Annotated in this window: 22 protein-coding genes; 6 read left to right on the plus strand and 16 right to left on the minus strand. The window is 70.4% G+C overall.

The genetic code is table 11. The features are described 5' to 3' along the window. Nucleotides 1-26: 26 nt before the first annotated feature. Both ACFWU3_RS15165 and ACFWU3_RS15170 read right to left on the minus strand, forming a co-directional pair. Nucleotides 27-1145 carry a S1 family peptidase gene (locus ACFWU3_RS15165; protein ID WP_384436485.1) on the minus strand — a complete coding sequence of 373 codons (1119 nt, stop codon included), beginning with the start codon at nucleotides 1143-1145 and terminating at the stop codon, nucleotides 27-29. 198 nt (nucleotides 1146-1343) lie between these two features. Next, nucleotides 1344-2249: a slipin family protein gene (locus tag ACFWU3_RS15170; RefSeq protein WP_384436488.1), complete on the minus strand. Its 906-nt coding sequence runs from the start codon at nucleotides 2247-2249 to the stop codon at nucleotides 1344-1346. 188 nt (nucleotides 2250-2437) lie between these two features. Here ACFWU3_RS15170 and ACFWU3_RS15175 point away from each other — a divergent pair, with 188 nt between their 5' ends. Beyond that, complete coding sequence (locus tag ACFWU3_RS15175) at nucleotides 2438-3301, plus strand: alpha/beta fold hydrolase (protein WP_384436491.1); 864 nt, start codon at nucleotides 2438-2440, stop codon at nucleotides 3299-3301. Between the two features lie 78 nt (nucleotides 3302-3379). On the opposite strand, the gene fxsT is transcribed toward ACFWU3_RS15175, so the two are convergent. The 5 genes from fxsT to fxsA all read right to left on the minus strand — a co-directional run bounded on the left by fxsT (nucleotide 3380) and on the right by fxsA (nucleotide 11914). Beyond that, a complete protein-coding gene (gene fxsT, locus ACFWU3_RS15180; RefSeq protein WP_384436494.1) occupies nucleotides 3380-7324 on the minus strand; it encodes an FxSxx-COOH system tetratricopeptide repeat protein in 3945 nt (1314 codons plus the stop codon). After that, nucleotides 7308-8672, minus strand: a complete 1365-nt coding sequence (locus tag ACFWU3_RS15185) for a TIR-like protein FxsC (RefSeq protein WP_384436497.1) — start codon at nucleotides 8670-8672, stop codon at nucleotides 7308-7310. The genes fxsT and ACFWU3_RS15185 overlap by 17 nt, the downstream gene beginning before the upstream one ends. Nucleotides 8673-8754: 82 nt before the next feature. After that, on the minus strand, nucleotides 8755-9465 hold the full coding sequence (locus ACFWU3_RS15190) for an aminoglycoside N(3)-acetyltransferase (RefSeq protein WP_384436553.1): 711 nt from the start codon (nucleotides 9463-9465) through the stop codon (nucleotides 8755-8757). A 58-nt stretch (nucleotides 9466-9523) separates the two neighbouring features. After that, complete coding sequence (gene fxsBH, locus ACFWU3_RS15195; RefSeq protein WP_384436500.1) at nucleotides 9524-11740, minus strand: radical SAM/SPASM protein FxsBH, inactivated beta-hydroxylase extension form; 2217 nt, start codon at nucleotides 11738-11740, stop codon at nucleotides 9524-9526. Between the two features lie 9 nt (nucleotides 11741-11749). Further along, nucleotides 11750-11914: an FxSxx-COOH cyclophane-containing RiPP peptide gene (gene fxsA / locus ACFWU3_RS15200; protein WP_328860099.1), complete on the minus strand. Its 165-nt coding sequence runs from the start codon at nucleotides 11912-11914 to the stop codon at nucleotides 11750-11752. A 230-nt stretch (nucleotides 11915-12144) separates the two neighbouring features. On the opposite strand from fxsA, the gene ACFWU3_RS15205 reads away from it, so the two are divergent. Beyond that, entirely contained in the window at nucleotides 12145-13047 is a 903-nt protein-coding gene (locus tag ACFWU3_RS15205) for a DUF4231 domain-containing protein (RefSeq protein ID WP_384436556.1), read from the plus strand. A 37-nt stretch (nucleotides 13048-13084) separates the two neighbouring features. Here the strand turns inward: ACFWU3_RS15205 and ACFWU3_RS15210 are convergent, their stop codons facing one another. From ACFWU3_RS15210 to ACFWU3_RS15225, 4 genes are all read right to left on the minus strand, one after another. Further along, nucleotides 13085-13564 (minus strand): hypothetical protein, encoded by a 480-nt coding sequence (locus ACFWU3_RS15210; RefSeq protein ID WP_384436559.1) that lies wholly within the window; start codon nucleotides 13562-13564, stop codon nucleotides 13085-13087. Between the two features lie 124 nt (nucleotides 13565-13688). Further along, entirely contained in the window at nucleotides 13689-14588 is a 900-nt protein-coding gene (locus tag ACFWU3_RS15215) for a S1 family peptidase (RefSeq protein ID WP_384436503.1), read from the minus strand. A 247-nt stretch (nucleotides 14589-14835) separates the two neighbouring features. Further along, nucleotides 14836-15651, minus strand: a complete 816-nt coding sequence (locus ACFWU3_RS15220) for a DUF1684 domain-containing protein (protein ID WP_384436506.1) — start codon at nucleotides 15649-15651, stop codon at nucleotides 14836-14838. 110 nt (nucleotides 15652-15761) lie between these two features. Next, the gene (locus tag ACFWU3_RS15225) at nucleotides 15762-16979 is read right to left on the minus strand and encodes a DUF5685 family protein (protein ID WP_384436509.1); all 1218 of its coding nucleotides are present in this window, start codon (nucleotides 16977-16979) and stop codon (nucleotides 15762-15764) included. Nucleotides 16980-17267: 288 nt separating this feature from the next. Here ACFWU3_RS15225 and ACFWU3_RS15230 point away from each other — a divergent pair, with 288 nt between their 5' ends. Then, entirely contained in the window at nucleotides 17268-17705 is a 438-nt protein-coding gene (locus ACFWU3_RS15230) for a cell division protein SepF (protein ID WP_384436512.1), read from the plus strand. A gap of 57 nt (nucleotides 17706-17762) precedes the next feature. Here the strand turns inward: ACFWU3_RS15230 and ACFWU3_RS15235 are convergent, their stop codons facing one another. Next, entirely contained in the window at nucleotides 17763-18950 is a 1188-nt protein-coding gene (locus ACFWU3_RS15235; RefSeq protein WP_384436514.1) for an acyl-CoA dehydrogenase family protein, read from the minus strand. Nucleotides 18951-19029: 79 nt separating this feature from the next. After that, on the minus strand, nucleotides 19030-20664 hold the full coding sequence (locus ACFWU3_RS15240) for an MFS transporter (RefSeq protein WP_384436517.1): 1635 nt from the start codon (nucleotides 20662-20664) through the stop codon (nucleotides 19030-19032). A 429-nt stretch (nucleotides 20665-21093) separates the two neighbouring features. Between ACFWU3_RS15240 and ACFWU3_RS15245 the strand changes: the two genes are divergently transcribed. Continuing rightward, nucleotides 21094-22089: a phosphatase PAP2 family protein gene (locus ACFWU3_RS15245; RefSeq protein ID WP_384436520.1), complete on the plus strand. Its 996-nt coding sequence runs from the start codon at nucleotides 21094-21096 to the stop codon at nucleotides 22087-22089. A gap of 388 nt (nucleotides 22090-22477) precedes the next feature. Here ACFWU3_RS15245 and ACFWU3_RS15250 read toward each other — a convergent pair whose 3' ends face one another. The 3 genes from ACFWU3_RS15250 to ACFWU3_RS15260 all read right to left on the minus strand — a co-directional run bounded on the left by ACFWU3_RS15250 (nucleotide 22478) and on the right by ACFWU3_RS15260 (nucleotide 24840). Further along, entirely contained in the window at nucleotides 22478-22693 is a 216-nt protein-coding gene (locus ACFWU3_RS15250; protein ID WP_340472317.1) for an I78 family peptidase inhibitor, read from the minus strand. 493 nt (nucleotides 22694-23186) lie between these two features. Further along, nucleotides 23187-24152 (minus strand): helix-turn-helix transcriptional regulator, encoded by a 966-nt coding sequence (locus tag ACFWU3_RS15255; protein WP_384436524.1) that lies wholly within the window; start codon nucleotides 24150-24152, stop codon nucleotides 23187-23189. Between the two features lie 118 nt (nucleotides 24153-24270). Continuing rightward, nucleotides 24271-24840, minus strand: a complete 570-nt coding sequence (locus tag ACFWU3_RS15260; protein ID WP_384436526.1) for a transglycosylase family protein — start codon at nucleotides 24838-24840, stop codon at nucleotides 24271-24273. Nucleotides 24841-25088: 248 nt separating this feature from the next. Between ACFWU3_RS15260 and ACFWU3_RS15265 the strand changes: the two genes are divergently transcribed. Next, nucleotides 25089-25865: a hypothetical protein gene (locus ACFWU3_RS15265; RefSeq protein ID WP_313947200.1), complete on the plus strand. Its 777-nt coding sequence runs from the start codon at nucleotides 25089-25091 to the stop codon at nucleotides 25863-25865. 67 nt (nucleotides 25866-25932) lie between these two features. Further along, on the plus strand, nucleotides 25933-26271 hold the full coding sequence (locus ACFWU3_RS15270) for a hypothetical protein (protein ID WP_384436529.1): 339 nt from the start codon (nucleotides 25933-25935) through the stop codon (nucleotides 26269-26271). The last annotated feature ends 49 nt before the right edge of the window (nucleotides 26272-26320 follow it).

Genomic DNA, 26320 nt, shown 5'->3' on the forward strand with positions numbered 1-26320 from the left:
GGCCTCATGGCTCACAGGGTGGTGCGTCAGCCGATCTCGGCCCCGAAGGCCTGAAGGGCCTCGGGCACCGGCTGGAAGAAGGTCTCGCCGCCGGCGGAGCAGTCACCGCTGCCGCCCGAGGTGAGACCGACGGCGGTGTCGCCCGCGAAGAGCGAGCCGCCACTGTCACCGGGCTCGGCGCAGACCGTGGTCTGGATGAGGCCGTTGACGATGTCGCCGTTGCCGTAGTTCACGGTGGCGTCGAGGCCGGTGACCTCACCGTCGTGCACCTGGGTGGTGGAACCGCTGCGCTGCACCTGCATGCCGACGGTGGCCTCGCCCGCCTTGGTGATGGCCTGCGAGCTGCCGTTGTAGAGGTTCACCTCGCTCGGGTGCTCGGTGCTGCCGCTGTACTTGACGAGCGCGAAGTCGTTGTCCGGGAACTGCGAGTCGACCATCTCGCCGATCGGCGCGCCGCCCGCGGAGTCGGACCACTGGCTGCCGGCCTGGCCGCAGTGTCCGGCGGTGATGAAGTGGGGCTCGCCGTCCTTGACGACGTTGAAGCCGAGCGAGCAGCGTCCGCCGCCCGAGTGGATGGCGTCGCCACCGGAGATGAAGGGCTTGAACTCACCGGCGGTCTTCTTCAGTTCCGCCTTGCCGCCCAGGCCCTTGACGACCTGGTTCAGCTTGGTCAGCGCCGCGCCCTTGACCGTACGGTCGGCGGTGACGACGACCTTGTTGGTGACCGGGTTGACGGCCCAGGAGGTGCCCGGAATGGTCGCCTTGGTGGTGAGGGTCTGCCGGGCGCTCTTCAGCTCGGCGAGGGTGTTCTCCACGACGCGTGCCTTGCCGCCCGCGTCGCGCACGGCCTTGGCGGCCGCGTCGTCGATGACGTTCACGATGAGCGTCTTGGCGTCGGCGTCGTAGTACGTGCCGGCCGCGTCGCCGCCCAGCTTCACGCTCAGCGTGTTGGCGAGGTTTCCGGCCGCGGTCGCCGACAGCTTCTTCGCGGTGAACTGCTCGGTGTTGTCACTGGCGTTCGCACTCTGGAAGGTGAGGCCCGCTCCAACGAGTGCGACGACGGCGCCGCCCGCTATCGCGGCTTTTCTCTTGGGATTGCGTCGGTGCTTCAACATCAACCTCCTGTGGGGGCCGCGTCCCGACATGTGGGGTGTCGGAACACGGAGGATGGGGCGCCCACTATTCCGATACCAATCGGTAGCACACAAGGTCGACTTCAGGACGCGCACACGACAACGCGGAGGCGTTCACAACGCCTTCACAGCAAACGTCGACCCTGGTCATTCCGTTTCGCGAACAGCACATGTACGGCGAGCAATCACGCCGTGGGCAGTGGGTGAGGACTAGTCCTGTCCTGATTCCGACCCTTCGGGGCCCGCGGTCGGACCGACGACAGGAGGAGAAGGGGCACTCCCGGGAGCAGAAGGAGTCGCCGGGGCAGGGGCCGCCGCGGGAGCGGGAACGGTTTCGACAGGGGCGACCGGCAGCGGCTGCTGGGCGCGTTCGAGGAAGCGGAGCAGTTCCACCGGGAAGGGCAGCACCAGTGTCGAGTTCTTCTCCGCGGCGACCGCCACCACGGTCTGGAGCAGCCGCAGTTGCAGCGCGGCGGGTTCCTTCGACATCTCGCCCGCCGCCTCGGCGAGCTTCTTCGACGCCTGGAGTTCCGCGTCCGCGTTGATGACCCGTGCCCGGCGTTCGCGGTCGGCCTCCGCCTGCCGCGCCATGGACCGTTTCATCGTCTCGGGCAGTGACACGTCCTTGATCTCCACCCGGTCGATCTGCACACCCCATCCGACCGCCGGGCTGTCGATCATCAACTCGAGCCCCTGGTTCAGCTTCTCCCGGTTCGACAGCAAATCATCCAGATCGCTCTTGCCGATGATCGAACGCAGCGATGTCTGCGCCATCTGGGAGACCGCGAACCGGTAGTCCTCCACCTGCACCACCGCGTCGGAGGGGTCGATCACCTTGAAGTAGATGACCGCGTCCACCCGGACCGTCACATTGTCCCGGGTGATGCCGTCCTGCGCGGGAACCGGCATCGTCACGATCTGCATATTGACTTTACGGAGCCGGTCCACGCCCGGGACTATCAGGGTGAATCCAGGGCCGCGTACGGAGGGCCTGAGCTTTCCGAGCCGGAAGACCACCCCGCGCTCGTACTGCTTGACCACCCGGGCGGCCGCCATCACATAGACGACTCCCGCGGACGCGACGGTCACGCCGGCCGTCACCAGTGCCTCGATCATCACGGGCCCCCCTGGGGTGCGATGCGGACCGGCAAACCGTGCCTCTTCGAAGGTATCTCCCCCCTGACCGCAAAGGGAGACCCGGTCACACGCTCTGATGGGTAATCATCGAACGGTTGGGGAATGCCAAAGGCTCACCTTGCTTGTACAGGGCACTCGTGTACGGGCACTGAACGAAGGGGGCGGGGGTGCGACGTCGGGTGCGCGCGTCGGACGGGCGGCATCTGGTGGTGGAGCGTCTGGGGGATCCACGCGGCAAGCCCGTGTTCCTGCTCCACGGCACACCCGGCAGCCGGCTGGGCCCGGCCCCGCGCGGCATGGTGCTCTACCAGCGCCGTACTCAGCTGATCGCGTACGACCGTCCCGGTTACGGAGGTTCGGACCGGCTGGCCGGGCGCACCGTCGCCGATGTGGCCGAGGACGTCCGGGCGATCGCCGACGAACTCGGGCTGGAGCGGTTCGCCGTGGTGGGCCGGTCGGGCGGCGCGCCGCACGCGCTCGCCTGCGCGGCGCTGATGCCGGACCGGGTCACCCGGACCGCGGCGCTGGTCACCCTCGCGCCCCGGGACGCCGACGGACTCGACTGGTTCGAGGGCATGGCCGCGTCCAACGTCCTGGAGTACACCTTCGCGTCGGACGACCCCGCGGGGCTCACGGCACGGTTCATCCTGCGGTCCGCCGAGATCAGGAAGGACCCGATCCGGCTCCTCGACGATCTGCGGCGGGAGCTGACCGACTCGGACCGGATGGTCGTGGCGGACGCGGGCGTACGGTCCATGCTGCTGCGCAACTACCAGGAGGCGCTGCGCGCATCGGCGTACGGCTGGATCGACGACGCGCTGGCCTTCTGCAGCCCGTGGGGGTTCGACCCGGCCGACATCAAGGGCGAAGTGATGCTCTGGCACGGCGAGAAGGACGTGTTCTCCCCGGTGGGGCACTCCCGCTGGCTCGCGCAGCGCATCCCCGGAGCGACGGCGGTCCTGGAACCGACGGCGGCGCACTTCGACGCCCTGCACGCGTTGCCGCGGATCCTGACCTGGCTGTTGAACTAGGACCGACTCGTCCGGACCGTGCCGCGCTCGTGCACCGGCAGGGCGAAGTCTTCGCCCTGCCGGTGCACGAGGACCGGTTCACACGGCGAGCGGCTCCAGGTCGCGGTGCACCCGGCGTTCGTCGCGCGCGATCCGGGTCAGCGCGTGCTCCTCGCCCAGCAGCCTCTGGAGCTCCGCCACCGTCTCGGACCGCAGCTGCATCGCCTCGTCCTTGCGGCCGAGCATCCCGAGGGTGACCGCCAGGTTGGAGGCGACGCCCAGCACCTCCGGATGATGGGCGCCCAGCACGTCGCGCAGCCGGGCCACGGTCCGCTGTTCGATCTCCAGGGCCTCTTCCAGACCGCCCAGGTCCGCGAGCGCGTTCGCGAGGTTGATCGTGCTGTAGAGAGCGTGCGGGTGGCTCTCTCCCAGCACCTCCCTCATCGTCCTCGTCACCTTGAGCAGCAACTGCTCCGCTGACTCCGGATCGCCGCAGCCCCACTGGAAGATGCCCAGGTTGTTGATGGCGGCGAGGGTGTACGGGTGCCTCTCCCCCGGCGCCTTCCGGTACTGGTCGACGACCTCCTGCGCCAGATCCCTGGCCGCGACGGGCTCCCCCGCGGCGAACAGGTCGGCCGCCAGGTTCAGGTCGCAGGCCAGCGAGTCCGGGTTGGCCGAGGTGTACCGGGCGCGGTAGCGGTTGCGGGTGGCCGTCGTCAGCCGCCGCGCGTCCTCCAAGCGCCCGGCCCTGCGCAGCGACACCGCAAGGGACTTGGCCGCCGCCAGGGTGCCCGGGAAGGTCCGGCCCAGCTGCTCCTTGTACAGCTCGTAGGTCCGGCTGAGGAGGGTGACCGAGTCCTCGTAGCGGCCGATCTCGCGCAGGTCGCGGGCGAGGTTCATGGCCGAGGACAGGGTGTACGGATGCTCCGGGCCGAGCACCTCGGTGCGCCGGTCGAAGACGTCCTGGTCGATCTCGCGGGCGCGGGCGTACTGGCCGACCATGCGCAGGTTCAGCGCCAGGTTGTTGGCGGCCGCGAGCGTCCGCGGGTGGGATTCGTGGAAGATCTGGCTGAAACCCTCGTGCGCTTCGGTCGCCAGCTCCATGGCCCTGCCGTACTGGCCCAGGGTGCCGAGGTCCATCGCGAGGCCGCTGGTGGTCATGTAGGTGTGCGGATGGGACTCGCCGAGCACGGCCTGCTGGCGCTCCAGCGTCACCTCGTCGAGCTCCTTGGCCTCCACGTAACGCCCCTGGGAGCGGTAGATGTTGGAGAGGTGGAAGCGGAGGTAGAGGTACTGGAGGTCGTCGTTGCCCAGCATGTCGCGCCAGGTCTCGCGTACGTCGTTCGCGAGTGTCGCGGCGGTCATCCAGTCGCCGCGCTTCCAGAGGTAGCGCACGCGGTCGATGATCAGCCGGCGGGTCTCCGGCTCCTTGCAGTACCGGGCTTCCGAGGGTCCGAGGTGCGGCCAGATGGTGGCGAACCGCGGCCAGGTCTCGGGGTTGTCGATCGGCTCGTCGTCGTCGGGCCGGGCGCCCGCGAGGACGCGGTGGACGGCGTGCCGGGCGTCCTGCTGCTCCTCCTCGGTCAGCTGTGCCCGGATGACGGCCTGGACCAGCCGGTGCACCTGGATGCTGTTGGAGACCTGGTCGACCTTGGCCAGCGCGAACCGGCCGATCTCCCGGATGACCCGGCCGAGCACCAGCTTCTCCTGGAGCGAGGAGTCGTACGGCTTGAGCGCGTCGATCATCTCCTTGCTGTAGAGGAGGTTCGCGGAGATCGGCTCGGGTGCGAAGAAGGCGCAGAGCTGGAGGAGACGGACCGCAGCCGGTGAGCGCTCCTTGAGCCGCTCGATGGAGACGTTCCAGGTCGCGGCGACCGGCTCGGGGTATCCCGCGGGCTGGTTGAGCGCGAGCACGCTCGCGGCCTGCTCCCTGAGTTGTTCCAGATAGGCGCTGACCGGGGTGGCGGTCTCCGCGATCCAGGCGGCTGCCTGCTCGACGGCGAGCGGCAGGTCGCCGACGGCGGTCGCGACCTGGTCGGCCTCCTCGATGCCGAGTCCGCGGGCGCGCCGTTGGAGGTGCTCGATGGACTCCTCGCGCAGGAAGACGTCGACGGGCAGCGCGTCGCCGTACTGCGACCAGGTCTGGTTCCTGGAGGTGACGAGGATGTGCCCGGGCCCCTGCGGCGGGAAGAACCGCTTGAGCTGTTCGGGGTCGTCGGCGTTGTCGAAGACGAGCAGCCAGCGGGACGAGGGCACACCGCGCCGCAGCAGGTCGATGGCCTCCTGCGAGGCGGCCGCCATGTCCTCGCCGCCCTGCGCGCCGAGGCGTACGGCGAGTTCGGCGAGACCGGCGATCACGTCGTCGCTCTGTTCGGCGGAGATCCACCACACCAGGTCGTAGTCGGCCATGAAGCGGTGGACGTATTCGAGGGCCACCTGTGTCTTGCCCACACCGCCGAGTCCGTACAGCGTCTGCGGCTGCGGCAGCACGGCCGCCACCGCCATGCCGCCGCCGAGCTGGTCGCGCATCCGCTCCAGCACCACGGAGCGGCCGGTGAATCCGGGGTTGCGCGGCGGCGCGTTCCAGATCTTCGGGACGGTGCCGGGGAAGCGCGGGCCCGGCGATCCGCTGTCGGGGAGCTGGACGGGACGGTCGAGTGCGCGCAACAGGGCGTTGGTCGCGTTCACTTCGTCGAGCCGGAAGAGATCCACGGGGTTGCGGTCGATGTAGGGCGTGGTGAGCCGCACATCGCCCACGCGGACCGGCAGCAGATGGTGCCGGCCGCCGCCGGGGTCCTCGGCCGCGGACCGCTGCCAGACCTCCACCGCCCGCGCGGACTTCAGATACGCGCTGGACAGCAGGACCACGGTGCGTGCGGCCTGTTCGCCGGGGTGCGTGTCGTCGGTGGCCGGATCGCGCTCGGCCGAGACGTCGCGCGGCACGACCCGGAACCCGGCGCGGGTGAGCCGGTACTCGACCCAGTCCGCCCACATCCGGTTCTCGGCGACATAGCTGAGGAAGAGGTCGGCGGGCAGGGCGGGCCGGCGCCGGGTGAAGGCGTCCCTGATGCGGAGCCTGACGTCCTCGCCGACCGTGGGCATCGAGGTGATCTGCTGCTCGGTGATGACGGCGGTGAGCCGTTCGAACGCGGACAGCAGGGAGTTGGTGAGCCCCGCCTCGTCGCCGAAGGTGGCCAGCGTCTCCTCGTACGCGTAGTACGGCCGGTACGGGATCTCCACGGCGCCCCAGTAGGCGGTGGACTCCTCGCTGTTGAGCCCGGTGGGGAATCGGTCGAACTTCAGCCGGGCCAGGGCGCGTCCGGCGTCCGCCTTCTCCTTCTCGCCCTCGTCGATCCGCATCGGAACCGGGTAGATCTTGATTCCCCGGCCGCCGTACCGCTCGTCGATCTGCCGGGCCACCGAGGCCGCACCGTCGATGGACTGGTCGCTGAGGGTGAAGCAGTCGACGAGGACGTCGGGCAGATGGACCGTGCAGATGTCGGCGATGTCGCTGAGGCCGGTACGGCTGTCGATGAGGACGTAGTCGTAGTTGGCCTTCATGTCCTCGCGCAGCGCGTCGAAGAACAGACCGCCGCCGAGCCGGTCGTAGAAGTTGTCCCAGTCGAAGGTGGAGACCGTCGCCGAGTACTCGCGGTTCTGCTTGCCGGCGGAGACGAAGTCGAGCGTGCCGCCGTCCGGGAACTCCCAGCCGAGGCTCTCGGGGGTGAGCGAGACGGCGTGCGGCTGGATCCGGGCGTAGTCCGTGTGCCAGTCGTCGCGGCGGCCGGTGTCAGGGGTTATGGCGGCCCAGGCGTACTCGGTGATCAGATCGATCACGCCGGTGGTGGCGCCGAGCGTGGAGGGGTCGAGGAACGGGTGGAAGAACCGGTGCAGGCCCGGCGCCTCCAGGTCCCAGTCGACGGCGAGCACCCGCTTGCCGTTCGCGGCGAGAATCCAGGCCGTGTTGGCCAGGGCCATCGTGCGGCCCGTACCTCCTTTGTAGGAATAGAAGGTGACGATGCGCCCGTCACGACTGGCTGTCATCCGTGTCCTCCGCATCGGGAACGATTCCACGCGTCTTCGGGGCGTACTGGGTGGTGCCGTGCTCGGCCATGGGCCCGCGGAGCCTGACCCGTTCGGTGCGTCCCGCTCCGGGGGGCGGGGCGGGCGGATAGACCGCGGCGTGCCGCAGATACTCCTGGGCCGCAGATTCGACGACCTGCGGCAGGATCTGCCCGAACGCCTCCATGCTGAACACGCCCCGGGCGGCCGCCCGGCAGGCGGCCCGGCCCTGCTGCATCTGGTGCGGCATCGTGCGCTCCAGCTTCTCGACGAGCGCGGCTTCGGATATCCGGCTCTGCGGGTCCTCGCGGTTCCACGGCACGACGACGCTCACCCAGGGCCGCGGCTGGGCGTCGAAAGCCGCGAGCCGCCTGCACCGTTCGTCGTCCTCCAGCGCCCAGCGGTCGACCAGGAGTATCTCCGGCCGGGTGGGCGGCAGGCTGCTGTCCGGTGGTGTCTCGTGGTCGAACGACGAGACGGTGGCCTGGTAGTTGAGAGAACGCACCAGGTCCTGGGCCATGTACGCCAACGGCCGTGCGGAGTCCGGGTGGTAGGGGTTCCAGTCCTGCGACTGTTTGCCGTAGTAGTCGGGGGCCCGGCCCTCGGGCAGATCGTGGCTCGTGGGCGCGGCGACCGTCAGATGCATCGGACGGGGGCCGCCGGTGGGTTTGCCGAACGCGCTGGGTGCGTGCCGGTAGTCGACGGGGCTGCCGGAACCGACGCGCGTAGTGTCGGCGACGCTGACGATCCGTTTGGCCAGTTCGTAGACGGCCGCCTCGTACTCCTCGGCGAATATCCGCAGCTTGATCAGACCGTAGAGACCGTCGGTGACGTAGCGGTCGCCGAAGGCCCGGTGGTTGAACTGCAACCGCTCCGCGGGGCCGGGGAGTTGTTCCGGCGGCATCGGCACCCACAGCGCGGGCACGATCGCCTCGGCGGAGCGGTTGCTCTTGGCCTGGTGGTAGATGGCCCGTTGGGCGAAGGCGTACCACTCCTTGCCGCACATCTCGCTGGCGAAGTACCGCGGCGAGAACAGCGGCACGAACACCCGGCAGGTGGCGAGCACCTCACCGAGCCGCTCGGACCAGCCCTCTCCGGACCGGATCTCCCGGTCCATGAAGCCCGCGGGGGCGCCGGCGGGCAGATCCGTCATCGCCATGACATGACCGCAGAGGTCACGGAAGAGCCGTTCCACCCACATGTCGGGGTCCGGGCCGCCTGCCCCGTACCGCGGCGTATGCGCGTAACTCAGAAAGAAGTACGGCCGATGGTCAGCCGCCCGTTGCCCTGATTCCGACACACGACCCCCGTCCTGTGTGAACGCCCGCATCCACTGCCGGCATCGCTGAGAGATGCGAACTGATTAATCATTCCGGAGCCCGACACACTCCATCCCCCGGACGTTCAGTCAATCAACAGCGCTTTTCGGTCATCCAGCTCACCGCGTGGTCGACCGCGCCCCTGATCGAGAACAACCGCGCAGGTCTTCCGCCCAGTTGTCCTTTCTGTTCCATACCCCAGGTGAAGGCGGCGCCGATCGCGTCGAAATCACTGTCGTCCAGTTCGACGTCCGTGTACTCCGTCCATTCCTTACCCCCACCCGGTCGCTGCACCACACAACGGTAGGTGCGCAGAGGTGCTCCGGTCCGGTATTCGGCGAGATGGAACGAAGTGCACACGGCGAAATCCACATTGATCATCAAAACGTGCGCCCCGGCGCGGTAGAGCGCTCCGAGGGGTGAGTCCTCGCCGAGGTGCGAGGTCAGCGGATGGCCGGCGAGCAATTCCCCGGCCCGCCGTCCCACGGCCGCGAAAGAGGTCTGCGGATGGGAGCTGCGGACGGCCCCTTCGGCGGTCCGCACCGCCTCGGCCAACCGGCCCATCCCCTGGGTCGGCGTGTGCACCGGGTCGAAGGCCGGCATGTCCGCCCGTAAGGCTGCCGACTGCTCGGGTGTCATGCCCCGCACCCGGGCGCGGTAGGAGGGCGATGTGTCGGAGTTCCCGGCGGTGAAGGCGGGCACCACCAGCGTGCCGTCCTCCCCCAGGGCTTCCCGCAGTGCGTCCCGCAGGGCCTCGGCGTGCAGTCCCGTGGCGTGCAGCGAGGCGTGCACCAGCAACGTCATGCCCTGCTCCACGCCCAGCTCGCGCACGGCGCGGGTCAGGAAGGACCGGTCCTCCCCGTCAGCCACGGCCGCACTCCTTGCGCAGCTCGTCGAGGAGCCGGTGCCCGCTCGCCGTGAGCTCCGGCGCGCTCTCCAGAGTGGTGAGGGCGCGCATGGCCTGATCTGCCCCCTCGGGGTCGAAGGGGGCGAGGCCCACCCTCTCGTACGCGCCCGCGAGCAGCTCGGACACCGGTACCTCCTCGTCCTGCCAGGGCGCGGGATGGCTCCACCAGCCGTCCTGTGCATGGAGATCGGTGACCTCCAGGAGCGCGTGCAGTTTCGCCCGGCGGAAGCCGCGCAGCAGCGCGACCGCCAGTCCCCCGGCCGTCTCCGGCAGGGCGAGGCCGAGCGCTCCGAAGCCGTGGGCCCGCAGGGACGCCTCGCCGGACACCAGCGGGGTGAGCGTGCTCAGACACTCGCCGGCCTCCGCGGCCTGCCGCGGGGCGGCATCGGCCAGCACGGCCCAGGCTTCGGTCAGCCGCTCGTCCCAGACGGCCGTCTCACGGGCGTCGAGCCGTCCGTGCACGGCTGCGCCGAAGCAGTCGCGGTACGGGTCGATGTCGTCCAGCCGCAGCAGCGGGACCCCGTCGCCGCCGAGCGTGCGCACGGGCCGCCAGTCGCTTCCCTCACGGTGCCGGCCGTCGAGGCGAACGAGCTGCGGCTCCCCGCCGTCGACGGCGACGAGAAAGCCCTCCTCGACGGATCGCACCTCGGCGCTGCCGTCCTGCGCCGTGCCGTGCAGCCGTAATTCACCGAGGGCGGGCAGCCGGAGCCTGCCGCCTTCGTGCCGCAGCCGGACCGGTGTGGTGTCCCGGCCGGTGACGAGCGCGGCGGCGAGGTACGACGGGAGCCGCAGCGCGAGCGCGAGTGCCCCCTGCCGTTCCTCGCGCAGGGCGGCCAGTGTGTCCTGGAGCCAGGTGTAGGTGTACGGGTGGCCGCAGACCTCGTCGAGCAGGTCGCCCCGGCTCTCCAGGTCGCAGGTCAACTCCCAGGCCTCGTCCCAGGCCTCGCCGCCGCGGCCGCCCAGCTCCTCGTTGAGCTCGGCGAGAAGCGTGCGCGTCACGTCCTGGTGCTCGGCCATCAGCGCGCCCGGCTCGGTGACCGCCGCGGGCACGGCCCCGGCGCCGGCGCGCTGCTCGATGCCGCGGATGAGCGCTTCGAGGTCCGCGCAGTACACGGAGGTGTTGTCGAAGTCGTTCCGCGAGCTGTAGCGGTGGGTGTAGAGGCCGCCGCCGCAGGAGCGGACGACCGGACACCGGCGGCAGGTGGCGCTCACCCCGGCGAGGCCCAGCTGGCGTGCCCGCACACCGGGGTGGGCGGCCACGTCGTCGAACGCGTGCGAGAAGACGTCGAATCCGGTGGCCGCCGCGCCGTCGTAGGCGCTCTTGAGCGAGTCGACCTGTTCCAGGGTCCCGTCGGTCTCGACCACGACGAGGTCGGTGGGGGCCAGGCCAAGTGACTCGGTGAGGCTCGGGCCGCCCGCGAGGGTGGAGAACACCGACTCGAAGAGCCGTACGGGCACCTTCCGCCCCTGCCCGTCCCAGAGGTCGTAGATCCTCAGCAGCCACTCGGCGTAGGCGGTGGGCGATCCGTCCGGGCGGGCCGGCGGGTCGTCCCAGGTGGCGTGCGGCAGGAGGAAATCGATGCGCGGGGGTTCGAGCTCGGCGAGGGCGTCGTACACGGCGAGGGGGTCGTTGGCCACGTCGACGGTGCACAGCAGGCCGAGGTAGAGGTGGCGGTAGCGCTCTTCGCGGAGCAGATCGACGGCCCGCAGGACCAGGGGATGACTGGTGCGCCCGTCCGCGAAGCGGCGGTGGCGGTCGTTCGCGAGACGGTCGCCGTCGAGGGAGATACCCACCTTGACGTCGTACGCGTCGAAGAGGTCGAGATACCGGTGGCTGAGCTGGAGGCCGTTGGTGTGGATCCGCAGATCGAGCGAGGCGACGGAGTCGAGGGCGGCGGTGAGCTCCTCGCAGATGCGTCGCAGTCGTTCGGGCCCCGCGAGCAGAGGCTCCCCTCCGTGCAGGATCACTGACACGGAGGGCAGGGCATGACTCTTGGCATGCTCGGCCAGTCGCAGAGCTGTCCAGGAAATGGCTTCGTCAGAGATTGCCTTGGGGCGGGTACGCCAGCTCTGATCAGCGTGTTCGTAGATATAACAGTGGTCACATGCAAGATCACATCTGCTGTGGACCTTCAATACGATCTCGCGGAATGGGACCAGGGGTCCAGTCATTCCGCCAGTCTAGAGCGCGGAGTTGAAGGAAGAGATACGCACGGTACGGTCAGCGGCGGCCGGCATGACCCTCGCCAGCTTCTTGGCGGCATCCCCACCACGGACATCGATCTGGGCCAACGGGATACGGTTCTTCTTCGCAGCAGCGAATGACCGCGAGGTCTGCATCGTCATGGGGGCCGTCCTTGTGTTGTGTACAGCGCAGATACCACGCACCATTGCAGTGCCGGCGGCACGACTTTACTCTCATGGCGACCCTCAGCAACTCAAGCTGTGGTCGCGGAAGAGAAGAGTTGCATCACATTCTCGCAGCAGAGGGCGGAACGAGCGATTCCGTCTAAAGAGTGAAGGCAAAACTGCAGACAGGGGGGCGTATGACCGGGTTTACCGGCCCACTGCACAGCATGGTGTTCCGCAACACCGATCTGCCCGATCTCTTCCATCATTCGGATGCCATAGCCATATCGAGGCAGCGTGAGGCTGTCGGCTCCACCCGCTACCAGCTGCTGCTCCTCGTCGTGGGAGCCGCCGTGGCGACGCTGCCGTCGTCCCTGACGATCGGCGACACGTTTCAACTCCCCGGCGCGCTCAGCGCGTTGGCGTACATCGGGGTTCTGGTGCTCGGTTACCGTTCCTCGCGCCGCCGAGCAAAGTCGCAGTGGCAACTCAACCGTTCCGCGGCCGAGTTCATCAAATCGGTGTGCTGGCGGTACTCCGTGCACGGCACTCCGTTCGACGCCCGGGCCACCGACGCCGACGAGCTGTTCGTCGCCCGGCTGGAGGAGGGGTTACGGGAGCTGGTCAAGGTGGGCTGGGAGGACCCGCGGACGGGCGGGAGCGACCTCGCTGCGGCCGAACTCATCACCCCGGCCATGCGGCGGCTGCGCGCCAAGCCGTACAGCATACGCAAGGAGACCTATGTCCGGGACCGGCTGATCGAGCAGCGCAACTGGTACCACCGCAGCGCCGAGATCTCGCGCCGGGCGACCCGGCTGTGGTCGGCGTCGATCGGACTGCTCACCCTGCTGGCCCTGTTCTTCGCGCTGCTGCACACCTTCTCGCTCGCCGTGTCGGTCAATGTGGGCGGTCTGTTGTCGGCGGCCGCGGCGGCCTGTCTCGCCTGGAGCGAGATCCGCCGCCATCAACCCCTCATCGCGGCCCACTCGTTGGTCGAGGAGGACCTGGCCACGATGCACACGGCGATGGAGACCTCGGTCACCGACGCCCAGTGGCCGTCCGCGGTGTACGAGACCGAACGCATCGTGTCGCCCCAGCACACGGACTGGCTTGTACGGCACGGGAGTTGAGTCGCCGTCAAGGAAGCACCGAGGGGCCTCGGCGGGATCAGCCGCGCCGCAGGCCCTCGCGCCAGATGACGGTCACCGGCTTTCCCCGGTCACGGGCGTAGCTGACGATGTCCGCCGTGCCCCCGAGACCTCGGGCCGGACAGCCGTCCCAGACGGCGAGCAGACGGTCGCAGTTGTCGGCGATGTAGGCGCCGGCGGCGTAATAGGCCTCGTCCGTCGAATGCGGGAAGGCGAGCTGGATCTCGCGCGCGGCGCGTCCGCGGAGCTGCTGGAAACGGGCCAGTTCACCGGGGTCGGTGAAGCCGTCCGCGTAGTCGCCGCTCGGGATGACCACGGTCAGTTCGGCGCCGCAGTCGAGCGCGACGTCCGCGAAGAGCTGGTCGGCGCCGACGGCGAGGCTGGAGAGCGCCTCCATCGAGCCGTCGTGTCCGCGGAGCGCGGCGCGCATCACCGCGCGCACGTGGTCCCGGGCCTCGGCGGGAATGTCTCGGTGGCCGGTCACTCCGATGCGTTTCACTGCCACGCGACCCCCGTATCTCCCGCGCCCGACGCCCTGACATCGTCTCAGATGACAGAGCCGCGTCGAGCCCCCGTCCTTCATACGGACGAGGGCTCGACCCGGACGGTTCAGTCGCCGCGCGTCAGTAGACGCTGACTCCGTAGGCGCTGAGCGCCTCGGTGACCGGCTGGAAGAAGGTCGTACCGCCGGAGGAGCAGTTGCCGCTGCCGCCGGAGGTCAGGCCGATGGCCCTGCTGCCGGAGTAGAGCGGGCCGCCGCTGTCGCCGGGCTCGGCGCAGACGTTGGTGCGGATCATGCCGTAGACGACATCGCCGCCGCCGTAGTTCACCGTGGCGTTGAGGCCGGTGACGCTGCCGCTGTGGGTGCCCGTGGTGGAGCCCCGGCGGGTCACCGACATACCGACTGTGGCGTTCGCGGCACTGGTGATGTCGACGCTTCCGACGGTGCCCGGGTGGGCGAGCGAGGTGTTGGAGTAACGCACCAGGCCGTAGTCGTTCCCGGGGAAGCTGGAGCCGGCCGTGGGGCCGATGGTGGTGGTGCGGGCGGAGTTGGTGTACCAGGTGCCCGCGCCGTCGGTGCAGTGGCCGGCGGTCACGAAGTAGTAGGTGTTGCCGCTGCGGACGTTGAAGCCCGCGGAGCAGCGCCAGCTGGAGGCGTAGATCGCGTCGCCGCCGGCGAGCAGTTTGGAGAAGACGCCGGGTGTGCGCTCGATGCGAAGGGCGTCGGCGTTGCTTCCGGCGGCCTTCTTGATCTTCGCTATCTCGGCCTGGGACACGGTGCTGTCGGCCGTGACGACGAGGCTCTTCGTCGCAGGGTCGATGTTCCAGGCGGTGCCGGCCACGTCCGCGTCGAGGACGGCGTCGCTCGCGGCGGTGAGCTCGGCTGCGCTGAACGTCTGGGACTGGTCGGCGTTGGCCGCGGGGACGGCCAGTGCTGCGGCGGCGACCAGACCGGTGGAGACGGCGAGAAGGCGGGTACGTCTCGCCGTGGCACTGCGGGGGGTGGTGCGCTTGATCCTCACTTGTCGTTCCTCCCGAGGGGAATCGGGGGCTCCCGTAGTGGGGTTCGGGGCCCGTGAGGCGCAGCCATGAAGCACCGTCCGACTACCGGACATACCGTGCTCCTGACAAGCGCTGTTCGGGAGTATTCGGGCCGTCAACTGTCGGCGCAAGGGCGCCTTTCGGCCGCCGCGGGCAGACACGACCTATGGCCCCGGGGGGTCGAGCGCCTCCGGGGCTGCGGGACATGCGTCCGGCCGCTGGGACGGGTCAGCGGTCGCGGAGGTTCCGCTCCCCCGCGGCAATCTCCACCGCGAGCGTGTTCCCGGGCGGCGGGAAGGGGCAGATGAAGTGCTCCGCGAAGGCGCACGGGGGCAGCAGCGAGCGGTTGAAGTCGACGGTCACCGTGCCGTCCGCCGCGGGCGCGGACGGCCGCAGGAAGCGGAAGCGGTAGCTACCGTTCCCGCTGGTCGCGTCGGCGAACACGGCCCACAGCGAGCCGTCCTGCTCGACCGCCACCCTCAGGGTGTGCCCCACGCCGTCGAGAGGGAACGCGATCTCGCCACCGAGGCCGAGACCGCGCTCCCGCCCGTCGGCGTTCTCCACCCGCACGCTGCGGCTCTCGGGGTAGGCACGGAAGGTCCCCGGCACGGCCCAGCGAGGGTCGTACGCCGTCGCCTCGATGCCCTCGAACGCCCGGCGTGCCGGTGCGTCAGGATCGAAGGCACGGACCGCCCACAACCCTTCGCGGCGCAGCACGACCAGACGCCGGCGGTCGTGCGCGACCCGGGACTCGGGGATCGGCGCGTGGTCGGCGGTGAGACGGATCGAGCCGGTGAAGGGCCTGCCGTCGACGGTCGGACCGTCCTCGGGCCCGACGGTGAGCACCACCTCGTCGCCGTCCGGCACCCAGCTTCCCGGGACGGCCGGAAGTCGCCCGTCCGGATGGTCGTCGAGCCAGTGCGTGCCGGTGAGCGAGAGCGGTCCGTACGGCGCGGAGACGGAACCGGCGCGCTGTTCGTGCCACTTCTGCCAGTTCTGCGGCTCGTGCCCGTCCTGACCGGCTTGCTGTGCGTCCGCGCTCATGCCGTCAACCCTTCCCAGCCGGCTCGGGAAGCCCGAGGCGGGAGCGCAGAGCAGGGCCCGTGCGGCCGTACACCCCCACGGAGCCAACCCGCTCGTGCGATGCCGCGCCCTCAGCAGTCACAGCTGCAGCAGTCGCAGCAGTCACAGTCGCAGTCCCGGCAGCAGCCCTCACGCTTCTTGCGCGACCAGGGCCCCTCGTACTCCTTGGCACAGCAGATCTGACAGGTGCAGAAGAGTCCGGTGAAGACCGCGCAACCGGCGAGGAGACCGCGCCGCTTGGGCGGGGTCGGTTCGCCGCCGAACCGGGGCGGCGGACCACCGGGGCCGCCGGGGTGGCCCGGGCCGCCCGGGTTGCCGCCGCCGTACGGATTCCCGCCGTAGGGATTGTTGCCGTAGGGGTTGTTGCCGTACGGCCCCTGCCCACCGCCCTGGTAGGGGTTCTGCGGTGTGCCGTGCCCCTGGTGCGAACAGGTCGTCGTGCCGAAGGTCCGGTTCACCGACGTCCGCAGCTCGTGGGCGAGCAGCACATGGACCAGCTTGTCGTCCGTGAAGCGCGCGTCGGCCAGTGCGAGCCGTACGCCGTGGACCGCGTCGTCGGCGAGGCGGCGGGCCTCGGCGAGCGAGGTGCCGGTCGCGGTGAGCGGGTTCCAGGCACCCGACGCGGCGTCAGCTTCCCTGTCCTCGACGGCATCCAGCAGATGCGCGAGGCGTCCGAAGAGACGTCCGGCCTCCGCGAGCGGGGCCACGTTCTCCGGGCGCCCGGCGAGTACGGCGGTGTGCGCGAAGGCCGCGGCGGTCGCCGTCTCCGTCGGCTCGGTGACCGTGAGCAGCGGGGTCCCGGGGCCGGCGAGCGCCTCGATCCCCGTCTGCCGGTCGACGGCGTCGACCAGGACCGCCGTGTCGAAGCCGAGCGCCGCGCCGGTACGCGCGCCCGCCCGGTCCCAGCCGGTGGCGACCCGGCGCGCGGCCGCGGCCACCGGCCTGCGCGCCAACATCCCGTCCCGGTCGGCGACGTGGTCACGCACCTTGGCGGAAGCGAGGACCAGCGAGACGGCGGCCGCGAGGCGCGCGCCCTCGCCCCTGGCCACGGATGCGGTGCGCATCGCGCGCAGCGGACAAGGGCCGGCCGTGCGCCGTGTCGCGGGAGTGCGCTCGGCCTGAGCCTCCGTCAGAACCGAGACGATCAGGCCGTCGTAGTTGGTCACGACCCTGGCGAACTGGCCGTGGTCGGCACGAAGTGCCAGGCACAGACCGCAGAGATGGGCCATCCACTCGGCCTTGAGCCCGTCCCCGAGACGGTGGCTGCATGGCCTGACTATTCCGAACACGACGTTCCCCCGAGAGCCGTTCGACAGTGCGGCACGCATCGTATCGAGTGATCCGTTCACCCGTCCGTCCCCGACGTCACCCATCTGGCCCGAACTTCATATTTTGGGCCGAACATGCCCCGTACACAGGAGGAACCTTGACGAATCGCCACATCTTCTGTGCCAGTACCGTCACGAATCCCTCGCGCGGCGACTATCCACTTGGCGCGCGATCCGCATTATGGACGACCATAGGGATAGGGAAGACGGAAGACCGCAGTGAGCGGACTGCAGTGGAAGGAGGCGTCCATGGGATCTGTGCGCAAGGCGAGCGCCTGGCTGGGACTCGTCGAGGACAGCGACGAGCGTTACTACGACGACGAGTACGCCGAGGGTGCGGAGACGGGTGAGAACACCTGGGTCACCGACCCGCGGGTGCGCGTCGCCTCCGAGTCCGCCCAGGAGGAGGGACGCCGGATCGCCACGGTGTCGCCCTCCAGCTTCCGGGACGCCCGAGGTATCGGTGAGCTGTTCCGGGACGGTGTCCCGGTCATCGTGAACCTGACGTCCATGGAGCCCTCGGACGCCAAGCGCGTGGTGGACTTCGCCGCCGGACTGACCTTCGGCCTGCGCGGCTCCATCGAGCGCGTGGCGACCCGGGTCTTCCTGCTGAGCCCGTCGGACACCCAGGTCGTCAGCGGGGAGGCCCCGGGCCGCTCGCAGGACGGCTTCTTCAACCAGAGCTGAGCGAGGCGTTCGCCGGCCGGCAGGACCGACCGGCGTCCGGGGACCGGGGGTCCCGGCTCACCGGAAGGCGTCGAGGCCGGTGAGCGCCTTGCCCAGCACGAGCTGGTGCATCTCGACGGTGCCCTCGTAGGTGAGCACCGATTCGAGGTTCGTCGCATGCCGCATCACCGGGTACTCCAGGGAAATCCCGTTCGCACCGAGGATGGTGCGCGAGGTGCGGCAGATCTCGATCGCCTCGCGCACGTTGTTGAGCTTGCCGAAGCTGACCTGCTCGGGGCGCAGCGTTCCCGCGTCCATGCGCCGCCCCAGATGGTGGGCGAGCAGGATGCCCTTGTGCAGTTCGACGGCCATGTCCGCCAGCTTGGCCTGGGTGAGCTGGAAGCCGCCGATGGGGCGGCCGAACTGCTCGCGTGTGCGTGAGTACTGGAGCGCCGATTCGAAGCTCGCGCGGGCGGCCCCCATGGAGCCCCAGACGATTCCGTACCGCGCGTGGGTCAGACAGCTCAGTGGGCCCTTCAGGCCCGTGACCTCCGGCAGGACCGCGTCGGCGGGCAGCCGCACCTCGTCGAGGACCAGCTCGCTGGTCACGCTCGCCCGCAACGACCACTTGTGCTTGATCTCCGGGGCGGAGAACCCGGGGGCGTCCGTCGGCACGGCGAACCCGCGGATGCCGTCGTCGGTCTGCGCCCAGACGACGGCGACACCGGCCACCGAACCGTTGGTGATCCACATCTTGCGGCCGGTGAGCACCCAGTCCGAGCCGTCGCGCTTGGCGTAGGTGCGCATGCCCGCCGGGTCGGAGCCGTGGTCGGGCTCGGTCAGGCCGAAGCAGCCGATGATCTCGCCGGCCGCCATACCGGGCAGCCAGCGCTGCTTCTGCTCCTCGGAGCCGAAGCGGTGGATCGCGTACATGGCGAGCGAGCCCTGCACGGAGACCAGGGAGCGGATGCCGGAGTCCGCCGCTTCCAGTTCGAGGCAGGCGAGGCCGTACTGGACCGCGCTGGCTCCGGCGCAGCCGTAGCCCTTCAGCGACATGCCGAGCGCGCCGATGGAGCCGAGCTCACGGGCCAGCTCGCGGATGCCGGGCAGTTCGCCGCGCTCGTACCAGTCGGCGATGTGCGGCATGACCCGGTCGGTGGCCCAGCTGCGGACGGTGTCGCGGACCGCGAGGTCCTCGGGGTCGAGCAGATCGTCGATGCCGAGCGGATCGCCGGCATCGAAACGCGGCTTCGCGGGTGCGGACATTCAGGGCCTCCGGCAGCGCTGACAGAGCGGATGAAGAAAACTAGCAGTGGTAGTTACCAGCTCCGCCCGACGGTACGACTCAGTGTGCCGCGCGTCCAGACCCGGTCGCCTCGACGGGCTCACGGCTCGCCGGGATCGACACGTCCGGCCGCCGGGGGCGCGGACACTGCTCGGCGGTCGAGCAGTCCATGACCCGCGGCAGCCTGAGCGCGGCGAGCGCGCCCAGCAGCAGCAGACCGGCACTCACCTGCAGCGTGATGTGCAGACCGTCCACGAACGCGTGCCGCGCGGTCGCGCGCAGGGTCTCCCCCGCTCCGCCGCCGAGCCGCTCGGACACCTGGTACGCCTCGCCCAGTGAACGGGAGGCGGCTCTGCTCGCGGACGCCGGAACTCCGGGCACTGAGCTGAAGGCGGGCGCGTATGCCGCGTTCATGACGCTGCCGAGCAGCGCGATACCCATGCCCGCGCCCAGCTGGTACGAGGTTTCGCCGATGGCGGCCGCGCCGCCCGCGTGCTCCTGCGGCGCCTCGCTGAGCATCGACTCGTACGCAGCGAAGAGCGTGGTCTGCAGGCCGAAGCCGAGCAGGACGAATCCGGTGGTGAGCAGCCAGGGCCGGTCGTGCTGTCCCATCATCACCAGCAGCAGGACGGCCGCGGCGGTGAGCACGAAGCCCCAGCCGACCATCGCGCGCGGGCCGATGCGGCGCAGGGTGGAGGAGCCCGTCGCGCCCGCGGCCATGGCCGCGAAGGTGAGCGGGAGCAGCCGCAGCCCGGTCTCCAGCGGGCTGAGCCCGAGGATCAGCTGGAGGTACTGGACGGCTATCAGCTCCAGGCCGACCAGCGCCAGCATGGCCAGCACGATGCAGCCGACGGAGGTGGAGAAAGTGGCGCGGGCGAACATCCGGACATCTATGAGGGGGTGCTCGCGCCGCCGCTGCCGCCGTACGAAAATCGCCAGCAGCACCGCGCCGACCAGCAGCGGACCGACCGTCCGGGCGTCGAGCAGGCCGTGCCCGACACCGAGCCGCTTCACGCCGAGGACGACACCGAGCACACCGGCGGCGGCGAGCAGGGCGCCCAGCACGTCCCACGGACCGTCCGAGTTCCCCCGGGACTCCGGCAGCAGCAGCCGGCCGATGGGCAGGATCAGCGCCATCAGCGGGATGTTGATCAGGAAGACCGAGCCCCACCAGAAGTGCTCGACGAGGAATCCGCCGAGGACCGGTCCGGTGGCGGCGCCGACCGCGGCGACCGCGGTCCATATGCCGATCGCCATCGCCCGTTCCCGCCGGTCGGGGAAGACGGCGCGGAGTATCGAGAGCGTCGCCGGCATGATCATCGCGCCGCCGACACCCAGCAGGGCGCGTGCGGCGATGAGTATGTCCGGGGTGGCGGCGAAGGCGGCGACGGCGGACGCGATGCCGAAGATCGCGTAACCGAGCAGGAGCACTCTGCGCCGGCCGATCCGGTCGCCGAGGGTGCCGAAGAGGATCAGCAGGGCGGCGCAGATGAGGGGATAGGCGTCGACGATCCACAGCAGTTCCACGCCGCTCGGGCGCAGATCCTCCGTGACGGCGGGCACCGCGACGTGCAGCACGGTCGCGTCCAGCGCGACGAGCAGCAGGCTGAGGCAGAGGACGACGAGGACGACCCAGCGGTTGGCACCGCCGGCGGCGGCACGCAGGCGTGCCACGGCCGTGGTCGTCCCGGACATGTACTACCTCCCAGTGAGTCCCTCGCGTTCGGCGGGCCAGCCGGGGACGGGGTGATCCCTCAAGGCGGTCCGGCATCGAGGCGAGTGAGCCGTCAGCGTACGCGAGTTCAGGCCGGTGGCGCGTGGTCCATCTCTCACCACTTCGGCCGTGGACGTGTGGCGTACGCCACGCCCGGCAGCCCCGGAGGAAATGGATCATGGCCTCTTCGGAACGAGGGGAAAAATCCGTACGGGCAGGTCATGAACGAGAATTTGCCCGGCGGAATGGGTCCGCGACACGCCCTCCGGAGCAATAGCGTGGGTGACCTCCGGGATTTCCGAATTGGCCAGGAATAAAGCCGGAGTCTGAGACATACTCCACATCACATCGTCATCACAAAGACGCTGGATCGGCCTAGTCGCGCACTCACTCGCTGTAACGTCGATTGGGTGCGTACCGACATCTTCGCCCGCCTGGACCGGGAGCCGGAACCGCCGAAGATAGAGATCCCGCGGATGAGCCGCATCCGTCTCGCCCTCTTCGGCGGGACGTCTGCGTTCTATCTCGCCATCGTCGTCGCCGTGTTGGCGTCGAGCTGGCTGGTGATCATCGACTGGAAAGTCATGCTGTTCCGGCCCTACCAGCAGTGGCCCGAGCTGCACGCCTTTCTCGACTACTTCGTGGTCCTCGGCCAACGCGGCCCCACAGCCGTGATGGTCGCCGCCTGGCTGGGCTGGCGCTCCTGGCGCCAGCACACGCTGCGGCCCCTCCTCGCCCTGGGCGTCTCGCTGTTGCTGCTCAATGTGACGGTGGGCGCCGTCAAGATCGGACTCGGCCGGCTCGGCCCCCACTACGCGACTGAGATCGGATCCCCCGAGCTCTTCGCGGGCGGCGATATATTTCCTTCCGGCCACACCGCCAACGCGGTCGTGACCTGGGGAATCCTGGCGTATCTGGCCACGACCCCGCGGGCCCGCCGCTATCTGTCGGCGCTCTCCGCCACCGTTTCGCTCGGTGTCGGCCTGACCACCGTGTACCTCGGTACGCACTGGCTGAGCGATGTGCTGCTCGGCTGGGCCGCCGGACTGCTGATCCTGCTCGCGCTGCCCTGGTGCGAGCCGCTGATCGGCCGTGCGGAGGCGTTCATCCTCGACCTCCGCGAGCAGTGGCGCGCGCGTCGCCGTCTCGCCCCCTCGCTGCCGGTGGCCGCAGGTGGTCCGCGGCCGGGGATGGTCCCCCAGCGCGGTGGAGGCCGACAGGAAGGTGCGGGCCGGGAACCGGTCGCCGCGGTGGGCGGCCCGTCGGCCCCCACGAGCAGGCCGGGCACCCAGCTCGCCCACACCCAGCAGAGACCGCACCCGCACAGCGTGCGTTCCGAGCGGACACCGGTGACGCCTTCGGGCAGCCGGCGTCCACCCACCTCGCGGCCCGCCACGGGCGGCTGATCCCGCTGACGGACGACCGCTGGTCGCCCACGGCGAAGGCCCCGACCGATCCGGTCGGGGCCGCACACGCCGCCCCCCCCCCCCCGGCCCGCCCCTCGGGGCGTTGACCCCCTGTCCGGCCCCCCCGGGGCCCCCCCCGCGCTCGGCCCCCCCCGTACCGGGGGGGGGCCTTCGCCGTGGGCCGACGCGCTTCTGGCCCTGACGAGTTCATGGCGTGCGTCTCGGTGCCGTACGGCAACTCAGCGTCCCCACGGGTCCCATGAACCGCGTGCGGGGCGCCGCGGGCCCTCTGGGCGGCCTGCGGGCCTTCCCGGGCCACTGAGGGGCCGTTGCCGGGCTTCCGCGCGCCGTGCGGCAGTTGAGGCGCTCCCGCCGCCGTGCGGACCGCTCAGCCCACCCAGCAGCGCTTGACGGTGCCGCCCTCCACCTCGAAGTTGAGCCGGCCCACCAGGTACTCCATGGTGATGATCGACCCCGGGGGCAGCGCCCGGACCGTGGTCCAGCCGCGCTCTCGGGCCTGCTGTTCGGCGTCCTCCGCGGAGAGGCCGACATATGCGTCGGCGTCGTCGTCGGGCTGGGCTGAGGGGCTCGGTATGGATGCCATGGCATCCACCGTAGGTGGCAGCGGACGGTGACGGAAGCGGAGGGCGCAACACGCCGTAGCCACCCCATGTGCCCCACCGGTCACGCTTCTGTCACAGGATCACGACACGCGTTCAGCTCAAACCCTGTCACTCGTACGGGCAGTCCAGGACTGCGTCCGCAGTAATTGCGGACAGCCATTCGGCCACGCTCAATTCCCGGGTCGAATAACCCGGGACAAACAACGGGAGCGAATTGACGGGCCGTGAAGAATTCACCGCTTCCTTACACAGTCCCCCGTGTGTACGCGTGGCCTGCGGCCCGCTGCGGGATCGCGTACCCCGCCTTCCGGCCGTACATGCCCGAGGCCGGGAAGCCCTCTGTCGGAGCGCCGGGGGTGCGAGCATCACGGCCCGTGACGGCGCTCCGGATACGCGCCGAGCGCGCCCGGCCAGGGCTCCAGCGGATGGGCGACAACGTGCGTCGGAGCGTGCCGGACACCCCGCACGACGAGGTCAGCCGGCCGGGCCCAGAGCCCGGGAGAGGCGGTCCCGCAGCGTCCTGATGTGCTCCGTCAGCTCCTCGGGCTCGACCACCTCGAAGTCGACGCCCAGGAGCATCACATGGATCACCATCACCTCCAGGCCGGCCGCGCCTGTGCGCAGCAGGCAGCTCGTCGCGTCCACAGCCTCCAGAACACCGTCGGACGGTCCGATGATCCGGGCCGCCTCCTCCGCCGACGTCTGCAGCCGTACGACTGCCTGCACCGCGTAGGCGCGCGTCGAGACGCCCCGGGAGACGTACGCGGCCAGATCATCGGCGGGCGGTGTGCGCGGGGCGAAACGGGGGCCGTGCGGCGGCCTGGGCGTGATCCGGTCCGCACGGAACGTACGCCAGTCGCCGCGCTCCAGGTCCCAGGCCACGAGGTACCAGCGGCGCTCGGTGCACACCAGACGGTGCGGTTCGACGGCACGGCGGCTGACGGAACCGCCGTGGTCGCGGTACTCGAAGCGCAGCCGTTCGCTGTCCCGGCAGGCGTTGGCGAGTTCCGTGAGGACGGAGGCGTCGACCCGGGACTCCGGCGCGCGCAGCATCGGGACGGTGAAGGCGTTGAGGGCGCCGACGCGGCGGCGCAGCCGGTTGGGCAGTACCTGTTCCAGCTTCGCCAGCGCGCGCACCGAGGTCTCGCCGATGCCCTCGACGCCGTTGCCCGCGGCGGTGCGCAGCCCGACGGCGACCGCCACCGCCTCCTCGTCGTCGAGCAGCAGCGGAGGCAACTCGGCCCCCGCGCCGAGCTGATAGCCGCCGCCCGTGCCCGGGCTGGCGTTGACGGGATAGCCGAGCTCCCGCAGCCGGTCGACGTCACGCCGGACGGTACGCGGCGTGACGCCGAGCCGGTCGGCCAGGTCGGCGCCCGACCATTCGCGGTGGGCCTGGAGCAGGGACAGCAGGCGCAGCAGTCGTGCCGAGGTCTCCAACATGGAGGTGAGTCTGCCAGCGTATGCGGACAGCTTCTGTCCGCATACGCGGTGTCCGCGTCCCTGCCGTGCGCGCGTCAACCGCGGGAGGGCTCCGCGGTGTTCGGCGCGAGCCCGCGGCTCACGCGGGAAGAGCCAGCATCATCCCGACCGTGAGGCGGTCCGGCGAGTTGCCGATGACCGTCCGGTTGGCCTCGTACAGCGCCTGCCAGCCGCCCTTCACACGGAAGCGCGTGGCGATGGCGGAGAGGGTGTCGCCGGGCTGGACGGTGTGGGCCCGGCCCTTGAGGCCGTACCGCTTCGAGCAGACGGGCCAGGCCGTCCATCCCTGGACACGGAGCACCTCTTCGGCGACCTTGATCTGCTGGGCACGGGTCGCGAGGTCGGCGCGCGGCGCGTACCTGAGGCCTCCGAACGCCTTCCACGTCGGGTGCCAGAACTGGAGCCCGCCGTAATAGCCGTTGCCCGTGTTGGTGTTCCACTTCCCGCCGCTCTCGCACTCGGCGACGCAGTTCCACGGCCAGCCGGTCGCCGCGCAGGCGAAGGCAGGCGTGGCCGCCGATGCCGCCGGGACCACGGGGGTCGCCGCTGCGGCGGGGGCGTCCGAGGCCGCCGCCCGGGCGCCGCCCTGGGGCGCGAGCGCCAGCACCAGAGCCGCAACAGTGGTCGAAATTGACTGAATTGTCCGCATCGGGGTCACGCTAGGCAGTCGGCTCCCCCGACCACCGCCGCCGCGCACGGAAGGCCCCCACGCCCACCCGGTCGGACCTCCGCCTGCCGCCCGGAACGGTCCGCCGGACGCCCGCACCCCTTCGTGTCCGCATGCCGGACGGTTCGATTACGTCCCTCCTTTGCGTGACCCCGGCCCCGGATAACCCGTTGAACCCTTCATGAGCCGGGACCCGCCCGGCATCCGTGATCAAGTCCGAGGAGCCACCCGTGCCGCGCATGCTCGACGTCAGCGAGGACGTACGCGCCGAGATCGGCGACGAAGAAGCCGACCGGCTGCTCGCCGGCGAGAACGCCCCGGGCAGCTACGACTGCACCTCCTGCCGCACCCCGGGCGACTCCGAGCAGGAGCGCACCAGCACGGTCCTGTTCGTGGGTGAGGAGACCGCCGTACTCGCCTTCGCCCACGCCACCTGCATCCCCTCGCAGGTCGTCCAGGTCACCGAGGACCAGTTGCAGGGGGCCGTGCGGTCCATCACCGCCGAGGAGCCCGCTCCGCAGACCACCCCGGGACAGGCCGTCCTGGGCATCACGAGCGGTCTGGTGCTCATCGACGGCGAGCTGCACCCCGCCCTGGTGGTCGAGCCGACCGCCCCGATCGCCCGCCCCGGCACCACCGGTAACGGCGGCGACGACTTCCTGCCGCTGCTCATCGAGCAGGGCTTCGTGCCGATCTCCGACGTGAACCACCGGCCCGGGCTGCTGGCCGGCTGGTCCGTGCTGATCGCCATGGGACAGCTGCACGCCGTGCTCCAGCCCGGCACCGGCGGCGGCAGCCCGGTCGCCTGGTGGCAGGCCCACCAGCCGCTCCAGGTGACCGACGGCTGGCGAGCGGCCGCCAACAAGTCGCACACGGTGCTGGTGTTCGCCGCGCCGGTCGGCTCGATCGGGCAGCAGCCGCGGGAGGACCTGCTGCGCGAGGCACTGGAGAAGGCCGCTGCCGGCGGCCGTCTGGTGGCCGCCGCCATGCCGCTCGCGGGCACCTGATCCCGGCGGGCCGCCGACCGGGCACGCCGGACGCGTGACGGGCGGGGTCGTAGGTCGTTGCAGGTACGTGCACACATACGACCCCTCCCGCCAGCCGTACCGGAGCCAGATCCCCGCCATGCGCCCCGCGCGCGAGGCGTCCGGTTCGCCCACACCCATCTACGACGCGCTGTACGCGGAGTACCGGAGGTCGTTCCGGACCCTGCCCGGTGACCGCAGCGGCGAGGAGGACCTCGGCTTCAAGGCGTTCGGCACGGGGCTCAGCAGCAGCCGCGGTTCCGGCTTCGCGACGGCCGCCCAGCCGGTCCACCCGGGCGCGGGCTGGCAGCCGTACCCCGCCGGCAGCGCGCACGGCGGCAGCCACTACCCGGCGGCCCTGCCGCCGGCCCCGCGTCGGAGCGTCTGACGCCGCAGCCGCGACAAGGGCGCTGCCCCGACCGTTCACCGGTCGGGGC

The sequence above is a fragment of the Streptomyces sp. NPDC058685 genome (assembly GCF_042714725.1).
Lineage (GTDB): Bacteria > Actinomycetota > Actinomycetes > Streptomycetales > Streptomycetaceae > Streptomyces.

Coding starts and splice junctions, on each gene's coding strand:
- ACFWU3_RS15190 (WP_384436553.1), bottom strand. CDS start 9,465: ATGACGTTGCTGGTGCACGCCTCGCTGCACGCCACGGGACTGCACGCC.
- ACFWU3_RS15220 (WP_384436506.1), bottom strand. CDS start 15,651: ATGAGCGCGGACGCACAGCAAGCCGGTCAGGACGGGCACGAGCCGCAG.
- ACFWU3_RS15235 (WP_384436514.1), bottom strand. CDS start 18,950: ATGTCCGCACCCGCGAAGCCGCGTTTCGATGCCGGCGATCCGCTCGGC.
- ACFWU3_RS15185 (WP_384436497.1), bottom strand. CDS start 8,672: ATGCGGGCGTTCACACAGGACGGGGGTCGTGTGTCGGAATCAGGGCAA.
- ACFWU3_RS15260 (WP_384436526.1), bottom strand. CDS start 24,840: ATGCGGACAATTCAGTCAATTTCGACCACTGTTGCGGCTCTGGTGCTG.
- ACFWU3_RS15250 (WP_340472317.1), bottom strand. CDS start 22,693: ATGGCATCCATACCGAGCCCCTCAGCCCAGCCCGACGACGACGCCGAC.
- fxsBH (WP_384436500.1), bottom strand. CDS start 11,740: ATGACTGGACCCCTGGTCCCATTCCGCGAGATCGTATTGAAGGTCCAC.
- ACFWU3_RS15230 (WP_384436512.1), top strand. CDS start 17,268: ATGGGATCTGTGCGCAAGGCGAGCGCCTGGCTGGGACTCGTCGAGGAC.
- ACFWU3_RS15165 (WP_384436485.1), bottom strand. CDS start 1,145: ATGTCGGGACGCGGCCCCCACAGGAGGTTGATGTTGAAGCACCGACGC.
- ACFWU3_RS15205 (WP_384436556.1), top strand. CDS start 12,145: ATGGTGTTCCGCAACACCGATCTGCCCGATCTCTTCCATCATTCGGAT.
- fxsT (WP_384436494.1), bottom strand. CDS start 7,324: ATGACAGCCAGTCGTGACGGGCGCATCGTCACCTTCTATTCCTACAAA.
- ACFWU3_RS15255 (WP_384436524.1), bottom strand. CDS start 24,152: ATGTTGGAGACCTCGGCACGACTGCTGCGCCTGCTGTCCCTGCTCCAG.
- ACFWU3_RS15170 (WP_384436488.1), bottom strand. CDS start 2,249: ATGATCGAGGCACTGGTGACGGCCGGCGTGACCGTCGCGTCCGCGGGA.
- ACFWU3_RS15240 (WP_384436517.1), bottom strand. CDS start 20,664: ATGTCCGGGACGACCACGGCCGTGGCACGCCTGCGTGCCGCCGCCGGC.
- fxsA (WP_328860099.1), bottom strand. CDS start 11,914: ATGACGATGCAGACCTCGCGGTCATTCGCTGCTGCGAAGAAGAACCGT.